Origin of the sequence: Escherichia sp. AM3 (assembly GCF_032029835.1) — a bacterium.
Classification (GTDB): Bacteria; Pseudomonadota; Gammaproteobacteria; order Enterobacterales; family Enterobacteriaceae; genus Escherichia; species Escherichia coli.
In genome coordinates this window covers 1-9,281 of record NZ_JAVUPQ010000099.1, presented here as the reverse complement: position 1 = coordinate 9,281, position 9,281 = coordinate 1, and the positions used below count along the sequence as shown (strand labels likewise).

Below are 9,281 nucleotides of genomic sequence, written 5' to 3'. Positions count from 1 at the left end.
GACAGAATAAAGGTGCGCACAATGACGTTATGCTAAAGAGGCCGCTGCGGGAAATATTTTCGCAGCGGCCTTTTCAACATAACGCGTATGACATTATGCGCACCAATATAAACCAAGGAAGAATCCAGTCGTTGGCGGTCATGATTGCCCAGGTCGCCGATAGCCCCGGAAAGTTCCTTCACCAACGCAGATACCAATAAACTGCATACTGACGCGCCTACGGCTTGTCCAACCCGCCAAAACACCGGAAAGAATTTCCGGCATTTCGTCGCGTTCTTAAATGATCTATCACTACATTTGCGCATGCGCAAAATCACTTAAACTCGATTTTGTGGCAGAACCTACGTGACGTCGATTTTGAATATTTTCACCGATACCTCCTAAGCACCGTCAATTTGCGCATGCGCAAACTCTTACTTAATTTCATCCTGGATATCGATGCCTTCTGGTCCAAGATCTTCCAGTAAGGACTCAAGAATACACATCAGTCTATATTGATTTATGCCTGTACGGGATGTGCTGTTTTCCCAGGCATCCCGTTCACGTCTGACCTGCTTCAAACTTTTTTCAATTTTTTCAGCTGTGATCGTCATATTTGCCTGCTTCTGCTTTATTTTTCTGCTGTCGCAGATCATATGCATACTGAAGACGTAACCAAAAATCAGGAGTGCTTCCCATTATTGCTACGATCGGAACGGCCTGCTCAGCGGTTAACGCCATTTTCCCTTCTAAAAAAGCTGGCTGGATGCCAGTTTCTTCGATAAATCGGTTAACACTAATGCCCATCTCAGCCAACTCTCTGGCAATAATTTCGCCCGGATGAGACACATCAAATTGCTGCATAACTAATCATCCTGTCAGATGCGGATTTGCGCATGCACAAATTATCACTTTGAGCATGTTAGATCGATTGTTCAAAGTAACGGGCCAGAGCCGTATAAATCAGTCGGTTTAACGGTTGTTGATCGTCTTCGGCCTGCTGTTTCGCTCGTTTGATCGTATCCGGATGGAACCAGATCCCCTGATAATCTGAGCCTTTCGGACTGGAGAAGTACCGTATGTGTACATGCCCTGCTTTTCGTTGGTTCAGATACCACTCAACGATTTCACTGGCTATGTCGGCCTTTAACTCATCGCGAATGCCTGCCAGATTATTAACCGGCTGGATTAACTCATCTTCAATTTTCAGTCGGATAAACTTCAACTTTGTAGCCATAGATTCCCCATAAGAATTGACGAGAAATTTGCGCATGCGCAAATCACGCCGTTCATGATTTACACAATCAATCAACAGTCGGTGTCTCAGTACGGCCAGCTCCTCACGGAGCTGCGGGGCTGGCCGCCCTGCTCTCACCGCCTGATTTTTCTGGCCTGAAGTACAATAATGATGTCTGTTTTTGCTTTTTCAGTTGCCGTTGTTCCGAACCATGACGGCAAAAATGACAGGCCCGTATCTGCATTACTGTCTTTATTCTCAGCCAGACCACCAAGTAAAATTATGTCGCCATCCTTGAGCGAAACATCGGTGTTCACCTCCCGTTTAATGAGCGTCGGGCTGTTATTCACCCCAGTCTCTGTTTTTGCAAAATTAGACAGTTGCTGATGAATATTAAGGTCAATCGTAGCAGCCCGGATTTGCGGCTGAACGTTAAAAATTACGCCACTTGAACGATAATCAATGGACTGAACCGGACGACCATCAACATAGCTGACCTGACCGAGTACCGGCACGTCAGATCCCACAGAAAATGATGCTTTAGAGCCATTTCTGACCCGCAATTGTGGCGAACTGACGACGTGAAAACGGCTGTCTGTTCTGAACAACTCATAAAGTGCATCGAGCGATCCAGAACTGAAACGGACAAAGTTGCTGAGTCCTTGTGCAGTACCCGTTTCTATTGTGAATTTTCCCGACATAAGTTTGGCAGCCAGTGCCAGGCCAGAACCATTTCGCTCAGACGTCTGAACCTCAAACACGTACCCGGCGACAATAACTTCTTCGGCGGCCCGGTCGATAAGAGGAAGCAAATCTTCGACCCGCTGAATGTCTTTTTTCGTACCGTAAAAAACAAGTACATCCCCATTTCTGCTCAAAAAATCGGATGCGGTATTGTCTTTAATCATCGCAGGAGAAACATCGCCATTCCCTATTTGCCCACCATTTGAAAATGACCCGCTCACTTGTGACTGAAGAATATCAGCCAGATAAGCAACAGAACGGTACTGTGGTGTGTAAACAAAAGAATATTTCGGGGCTTCGTATACTTTTTTCTCCTGGAGATAAAAGTAATCCACACCATTTTTTCTGGCTACAGAGACTCCGGCATTCTGGAGATAACGCATAATAAACGTATACTCATCCATATCTGGCGTAATATTGAAATTAACTTGTCGTTTGTCCGTGATAAGTTCAGGAGAAACCATGAACGGTTTTCTCATAACTTCAGTATAAAACAAAGTAATGGCATCATTAAGCGTTAATCCTGAGAGATTCAGTATAACGCCTTTTGATAATGCAGGTGGAATCATAAATACCACTATTATGATATAAAATAATTTCATATTAACCCCCAGTAAAATAGGTGACAATTTCACCATCAATGATTCCACTTAAAGTAAAACCTTCTCCGTCGAACTGATTTGCCGGTAGCGTTCTAAACCGACCATTGCTGTCTGTAAGAACAACCTTGCTGACATAATCTGATTTTAACTCCCCGGCAATACGCCAGCGCTTTGAGTACGGGGCATCAGGTTTCGCAATCTTTGCTGATGAAGGCAGTACAACTTCCGGTTCGGTATGTTTCGGCTCTGGTACTGACTCACCTCTAATATCCACCCAGACCGTTCTTATTGAATATATAGAAGCCAGTACAATAAATAATAAAAATGCAATTTTTACCCAAAGAAAGGCGGATGAAAAAACGTTTTGTCTAGAGTCTGTTGTCGCTTCCATTCCGTTAGTGGTTTCATAAGATTTGTATAATTCAAAAACGGCTTTTTTGTACTGATAGTTACGAGTACTGACTTTATTATTTTTGAATACCTTGGCACCAGAAAAAACATCGACACGATATGACTTTGATAGCCCCAGAGATTTTAGCTTGGTCATCCGGTATGTCGATTCAATACGCTCTTTAAGATACCGGGGTACACCATCTACACCCTGATTGATGATGACCAAATCACATGATACCCCACTAACAGCATGTGTCATATGACGGTGCATTGAAATAAATCTTTTATGTGCCTCAGATAGTTTTGAGTCCGATGGCCATATTGACCATAATTCATCAAGACAAATCAGATCACCATATTCACAAAATGCTGCTTTTTGTTCTGAAGATTCATCATCAGAGTAAAAAGGGAAGAAATCATCCTTTAATATTTCATCCGTCGATGCGAAAACAACACGACCAGGCTGCTTAGTCTTGAATTTAGAACGACAATACTCATGTATTTTCTCTTCATTTATCCCTTTGATATTGGTGATTACACGGCGGCCTGCTGAAACCGCAGGGATAATAACACTGTAAACAACCTCGTATGTTTTACCGCTCCCCATCACACCCATATACAATGATACAGCCATAAAATTATCCTATTACCGGAATTCGACGAATAATAAAGCGAGTCACAAAAGCTGAAAGTATTATGTTAATCCCATCTATAACTTTAAAAACAGAGAAGAAATATTTCAGGCTATCTGGAATACTTGAAATTAACGCAAGAAGTGGGAGTTGGCGATTAACCATATCGAGAATAAGCGGCACGAATTCCTGCACAATAAAATACAATGCAAAAAACACCGTAAACTTCACAATAACTGAGCGCAATAAAAACCCAAGAACGCCATATAAAACAGAGGTCATGATGCCAAACATAAATCACCTTTATGCAGAAAGGATAATTCTGAACGCTGCTATTGAGTAAATGAACAGAAAAATAACACCAATCATCGCAGCGTTATTATTTAGTAATGTACAATGTGTTTCTAACTTATATTGTCCGTTAAAAACCTCCAGTACAGGTTTTGGACACTCCGCATATTTAATTCTTTCGCTTTCTGCATTAAGTGCACCGGCTGAATCTTCAAAGGGGTTGAATGATAATAATGGAGATAAAATTTCAGTACCTGCAGGTATATTTTCCAGTTCAGGCGGCCCAATACCAGGATCATCACCAAGATTAACCTGTTCTCCTGTCGATGGATTGGTTGGTGTTGTCCCTGTTGTGTCAGCAGGTAGTGTAAAATCGGGTTTGTCTGACGGTTTGAGAAAGTCAGATACAGCGGGCTTTGCAGCACCAGTTGAAGCAGTTACATCACGCGCTGTCACTGGTCTGGTGTGGTCGTATGCAAAACCAGAATACCCTGCTTCGGAGGCTGCTTTTTGCCATGCATTATTCACAACATCAGAAATAACTTCTGGCGAAAGATCTGTCTGCATTTCCGTATCTGAAATGCTATTAATAGCATCCTGTACGCTAACGGTTTTAATTACTTCATTACTACCCGGCACATAATCAGGCTGACATGTAGGCATAACCTTATTTGTACCGCAGGAAACAAGGTTTGCAGTTCGTGATGCCCAAAGCTGTGTTTTAGATGAATCAATATAAAATTTGATGGTTCTTAAATCAGACCTTGTCGGGTCTGCATTATATTGCTCAACTATGTATGTCTGACAGAACGTCGGATTATGCTGGCATATCGACTGAGCTCCCTCAGTTGCTGTAACATAGCTTTCTGCGCCAATATTCCAGTAAAACCCTTTAACACCCTGCTCTCCCGTTATTTCTTTTACTTTGATTTGTACGGAGTCCTCAGTTTCAATTAGCCATGCCACCGCACCGGAAGCGGCAAGAGCTATAAGCGTACCGCGGCTTAACAAAGCCCCTCTGAGTCCAACTGATAACCACGAACGACCAGAGACACCTGCAACGGTATAAGCTTTCGAACCTGAAGCGGTAGAATTTAGATAACCTGAAATACCTTTTAATGTTCCGTAGTATCGAGGATCATTCGCTGAGAAACCACGCTGTGTAATTTTGTTTTTAATGGTTCCTGAAATGGTCTGATTAATAACAGCTGCGTTCTCTGCACTGTATGAATAAAAGCTAATGATAGATAACAACAATGCAATTAAAAGAGTTTTCATTTACCCTCCTAATCCTTTTATAACTGCCCAGGCACAAAGAAGACCCCAGAGAAAACAGGTAATTAGCCAGAAATGTAATATCACAGAAACTCCTGAAGGCAGGGTTTCCCCTGCCCGTATTATCAGGCCCCACGGATCATACGCAGAACTGTTTTTGCCCCGGCAATGGAGGCATAAAGACCAACCAAAATGCCGGCTACGGACATAATTGCCACAATTACACTGTCGAATGACACTGCATTAGTCAATGCAGTAAAATCCACTCCGGCAGACTCTGCTGCATTAGCCAGAAAAGGTACTACGGAAGCAATAACAACAGCTGATTTCAAAAAGGTCTTTTTCATAATTAGGCTCTCTTTATCATATTTAAAACGAGTCCAATACAGTGTGATACTAAATAAAGGACGATTACAGAGGTAAAAGCAGTTCCCCATACCAGTGCAATATCTTCTGCCGGAGGGAGCTGCTGATATGGCAACTCAGAGGAATTTAATGTTATTATCTGGCAGTTCTGCTCAGTATTGCCATCACAAATCTTACCAGTCATTATATTCTGAGAAGCCATAGCGATACCTTATTTAGTCTGTTCTTTATTTTCCTGATATGGAATCAGAACGATTCTTCCTACCCGTAATTTCTGGAAATCACCGACGTAAATACTGGATGGATGTAATGTATATAATCCCGCCGGGTATGGTGCCTGACCCGCGTCAAGATTCAACTTGAAGAGTTGTGGATAATCCTGGCCAAGAAAAATATATGCAGACTGCTCATTAATTGTATACGCCTGCCCGGTCGACTTCGACACGCCAGAACGCGTATCGGCAATGGCCTGAGACTGTTTAATTTCAATCTTAATCATTTAAATATCCTCTTATGCAACATGCAAATAACGTGGTTTCACATACCATGATGGAATAAAGCATTCACTTACTGATACTTCTCTCACTTTCTTAACAATAACGGGGCTAAATTTGGAAATATTACATCGCTGAGCAATGTCAATACCTATTTTTCTAAGCCTGGCACGATGGGTTTGCACCTGTGTTTTAGAAAAATCAAATGAGTGACCGTGCATCCACTGGATAGCATACATCGCAGTGGTATTCGCTGATCGAGTTGAGTCAACAATGCCTTCACTGATTAAATGTTCACTAATCGTTTCAAAATCCATCGACGTCACCATAAGCTTTTTATCAAGAGCTAAAAAATCATCATGTAAATTATTGAGTATTGAATAGTCGGAAAGCCCCCAGTAAATAAGATGGTTACGTTGCAGATACCGGGATTTAAGTTTTTGCTCAAATCTGACTACGCCCTGTTCCTGACAGAAATCAATAATCTTTTTGATGTATGAAACTTCAGCTGATGAATCCCCGAATTTATTCTTTATTTTATTAAGGGAGTGAAGCTTAATTTCATGTGCTTTGTTATATACAGTCGGATAAATGAGCAAGGCGTTTCCTTTTTTGGATAGCCAGTCAACTGATTTACCGTTGCTGTGTAATCGCGGTTCACTATTGCGATACCGTAATGTTGAAAGGCCCGATATATAGTCATCTACATTATCTGCTCCGACTGTTCGGTTGGATGTAATGTGAATTTCACGAATACATGCGCCATCAGTAACCGTTCCGGCCTTTTCAGTTTCACTTGCCTGTCTCTGCCACAATTTCGTACATTTTGTGAATTCCGGCAGACCAAGGTCATTCAGGATCCGGTTGTATACCTGCACACAGGCATCAACAGAAGTGTGACCAAACAAATTGTCCAGTCTGTTCCATCGGGATGGATTTCCCGACATTTTCAGAATCGAACCTTTAATCGATATCGAAACCTGATCGCAAAAAGATCCTTTATGTTGAAACACAGGCTGATTCAGTGAACCGGCCTCCCCTGTTTCAAGCTGAATGCGCTGATAAGCCACTTCACCCAGGATAGGAAGCTGGTAACCAAAGTCCTGTTCGATGGTAAGCCAGTCAAAAAACATGTGTCTCCCGGAATTGACGCGCAAGGGTCTAAACTGATCTTTAACGGTGTCAGTTATACTAAATTGGAGAGATCTCAGTGTCAATATAATTGATACCGTAAAATGTCAAAACTGACCCTCGGTGTCAGCATGCTAAAAACAGGAGGTAGAATGAATGCCTGTATGAATAAAACAGAGAGTTCACTGGTAATGGCAGCAGACAAAGCATGCGCAGAAAGGATCAAACAATCGATTCTTCAGAACTTCACGTACGATGATATTGAAAATGAAACCGGGATCAGTGTCAGTACATTGAAACGCCTGGCATCTGGTGACCGTGAACCGAAACTCATCGAAATTCGACAGATTGCAAAAGCTACAGGAAGGAATCCGGTTTGGTTGGCGTTTGGAAACGACGCAGGTTATGAAATTGAAACCGTGTCCGCAGATATGAAATTAGTTGAGCCAACAGCCAGGTACGAAATTAAAGGAGCTACAGATAGCTCAGCCGATCATGAAGTAAAGATCAGGGTCATCGCTGCTATAAAAGACATGCGTTTGGAAGATGTTGTTTTTATTGAAAGAATGACAGAGTTACTCAATCTCCAGAATACAATTCAGAACATTTCTGGACGAAAAATGAAGCCGCCAAGATGATAATGTGCCCCGGGAAACCGGGGTAAAGTTCGGGTGTCACAGAACCCCGAACCGCTTCGCGGTAACGATATGCACCTAAGCTCTTTCAAGGATTGCTCAATGGATCTAAAACAATTAACACCAGAAGTAGAGAAGCTGGGGCTGTTCTTCAATGAATTCAATAAAGAATCTGATCGGGGAGCTGTCCTTCTTGCAGCATCAATGCTAGATGAAAGCCTCTTTGAAATTATCGACAGCTTATTAATATCAAACAAGTCAGCTAAAGAATTGATTTCAGGATTCAATGCACCACTTAGCACTTTCTCTGCGCGACTTAAAGCCGCACATGCCCTTGGATTGATTATGGATCATGAATTTGATGAGATTGATTTAATCAGAAAAATAAGGAATGAATTTGGACATGGTTGGAGAGACATTTCTTTTGAGAATCCAAAAATCAAAAAGGCATTAGACAAGTTACCATGGCTTGGGCCAGATGATGTGACTCAAAGCCCCAAAGCAAAATTTTCTTTTGCAGTAAGTATATTGCTGGTCGATTTAATGTATAGAGCTAGGTTAGTTAAAAAAGAAAGGATGTTACCGAAGGTATGGGGGCATCGGAGCAGAGGTTGATAGAAAAATGACAATCTATAAATATAGAGAAATAAACCAAAGAACATTAGAGTTGCTGATAAACAGGAAAATATATTTTTCTCCGCCTGCTGATTTAAATGATCCATTGGATTGTTCTATTGATATAGAGTCAGAATATCAAAAGGTTGTCAATAAATATAACAGATATATAAGTGAGGAATATGACCAAAAAGCATTTTTGCTATATATCCTCAACAATCACCACAAGGATTCTGACGGCAACCCATTGAAACTTAATGTTTTAATTGGTAATTTCATAAAAACCCTTGGTGTCTTCTCTGCATCAAAAAATGCTCGGGATGCTTTGTTATGGTCACACTATGGAAATTCTCATAAAGGTATATGCTTAGGATTTGATGAGTCTCTAATGCCAGATGAGGATGTTTTTATGTCAGGCGATATAAAATATAAAACCGCTCCCGCATATCAAGAGATTTTTGAAGAGTTAATTGATGAGTTGGGAACGTTTGTTCAACCCTGGAATCCTGACTCGAGCTTTCCTGACGAAAAAGGGGATGAATTTTACACAAAACAACTCCATGTCTTAATGGAAGGTAACTTATTAACAAAATCATCAAAATGGGAATATGAAGAAGAATACCGTCTCATTAGAAACAAACATGGGATGTTTTCATTTTCCCCACAGGCTTTAAAGGAGGTTATATTTGGAGTTAGAACATCGGAAGATAACAAGGAAACAATACGGAACATCTTATGCTTTCCTGAATATCAACATGTAGAAATAAAAAATGCAGTTAATCTTCCAGGTAGTTTTGATTTTGACATAAAGACAGAATAAAGGTGCGCACAATGACGTTATGCTAAAGAGGCCGCTGCGGGAAATATTTTCGCAGCGGCCTTTTCAA

At 41.3% G+C, this 9,281-nt stretch carries 15 protein-coding genes; 4 read left to right on the top strand and 11 right to left on the bottom strand.

The features are described from left to right. The coding region (locus RTW80_RS21565) for a hypothetical protein (RefSeq protein ID WP_312720118.1) at positions 1-200 on the top strand (200 nt) is incomplete at its 5' end. Positions 201-413: 213 nt separating this feature from the next. On the opposite strand, the gene RTW80_RS21560 is transcribed toward RTW80_RS21565, so the two are convergent. From RTW80_RS21560 to RTW80_RS21510, 11 genes are all read right to left on the bottom strand, one after another. Next, a complete protein-coding gene (locus RTW80_RS21560) occupies positions 414-593 on the bottom strand; it encodes a hypothetical protein (protein WP_025693555.1) in 180 nt (59 codons plus the stop codon). Further along, positions 577-843, bottom strand: a complete 267-nt coding sequence (locus RTW80_RS21555) for a HigA family addiction module antitoxin (protein ID WP_025693554.1) — start codon at positions 841-843, stop codon at positions 577-579. The genes RTW80_RS21560 and RTW80_RS21555 overlap by 17 nt, the downstream gene beginning before the upstream one ends. Before the next feature lie 58 nt (positions 844-901). Next, a complete protein-coding gene (locus RTW80_RS21550; protein WP_025693553.1) occupies positions 902-1,216 on the bottom strand; it encodes a hypothetical protein in 315 nt (104 codons plus the stop codon). Positions 1,217-1,350: 134 nt separating this feature from the next. Then, positions 1,351-2,598, bottom strand: coding sequence for a type II secretion system protein GspD (locus RTW80_RS21545; protein WP_230163696.1), 1,248 nt, complete (start codon positions 2,596-2,598; stop codon positions 1,351-1,353). Next, on the bottom strand, positions 2,564-3,589 hold the full coding sequence (locus tag RTW80_RS21540) for a zonular occludens toxin domain-containing protein (protein WP_025693551.1): 1,026 nt from the start codon (positions 3,587-3,589) through the stop codon (positions 2,564-2,566). Before RTW80_RS21540 ends, RTW80_RS21545 begins: the two co-directional genes overlap by 35 nt. Before the next feature lie 4 nt (positions 3,590-3,593). Then, positions 3,594-3,881 (bottom strand): DUF2523 family protein, encoded by a 288-nt coding sequence (locus tag RTW80_RS21535; RefSeq protein ID WP_025693550.1) that lies wholly within the window; start codon positions 3,879-3,881, stop codon positions 3,594-3,596. Between the two features lie 9 nt (positions 3,882-3,890). Beyond that, entirely contained in the window at positions 3,891-5,156 is a 1,266-nt protein-coding gene (locus RTW80_RS21530; protein WP_025693549.1) for a hypothetical protein, read from the bottom strand. Positions 5,157-5,278: 122 nt separating this feature from the next. Then, complete coding sequence (locus RTW80_RS21525; RefSeq protein WP_025693548.1) at positions 5,279-5,500, bottom strand: hypothetical protein; 222 nt, start codon at positions 5,498-5,500, stop codon at positions 5,279-5,281. 2 nt (positions 5,501-5,502) lie between these two features. Continuing rightward, positions 5,503-5,721, bottom strand: a complete 219-nt coding sequence (locus RTW80_RS21520; protein ID WP_032253735.1) for a hypothetical protein — start codon at positions 5,719-5,721, stop codon at positions 5,503-5,505. Between the two features lie 9 nt (positions 5,722-5,730). After that, positions 5,731-6,018, bottom strand: a complete 288-nt coding sequence (locus tag RTW80_RS21515) for a single-stranded DNA-binding protein (protein WP_025693571.1) — start codon at positions 6,016-6,018, stop codon at positions 5,731-5,733. Between the two features lie 12 nt (positions 6,019-6,030). Next, a complete protein-coding gene (locus tag RTW80_RS21510; protein ID WP_025693570.1) occupies positions 6,031-7,146 on the bottom strand; it encodes a phage/plasmid replication protein in 1,116 nt (371 codons plus the stop codon). A gap of 102 nt (positions 7,147-7,248) precedes the next feature. Between RTW80_RS21510 and RTW80_RS21505 the strand changes: the two genes are divergently transcribed. The 3 genes from RTW80_RS21505 (at position 7,249) to RTW80_RS21495 (ending at position 9,214) form a co-directional block, all read left to right on the top strand. After that, positions 7,249-7,782 (top strand): helix-turn-helix transcriptional regulator, encoded by a 534-nt coding sequence (locus RTW80_RS21505; RefSeq protein ID WP_077696265.1) that lies wholly within the window; start codon positions 7,249-7,251, stop codon positions 7,780-7,782. 99 nt (positions 7,783-7,881) lie between these two features. Further along, positions 7,882-8,394: an MltR family transcriptional regulator gene (locus RTW80_RS21500; RefSeq protein WP_025693581.1), complete on the top strand. Its 513-nt coding sequence runs from the start codon at positions 7,882-7,884 to the stop codon at positions 8,392-8,394. A 7-nt stretch (positions 8,395-8,401) separates the two neighbouring features. Then, positions 8,402-9,214 (top strand): DUF2971 domain-containing protein, encoded by an 813-nt coding sequence (locus tag RTW80_RS21495; RefSeq protein ID WP_025693582.1) that lies wholly within the window; start codon positions 8,402-8,404, stop codon positions 9,212-9,214. The last annotated feature ends 67 nt before the right edge of the window (positions 9,215-9,281 follow it).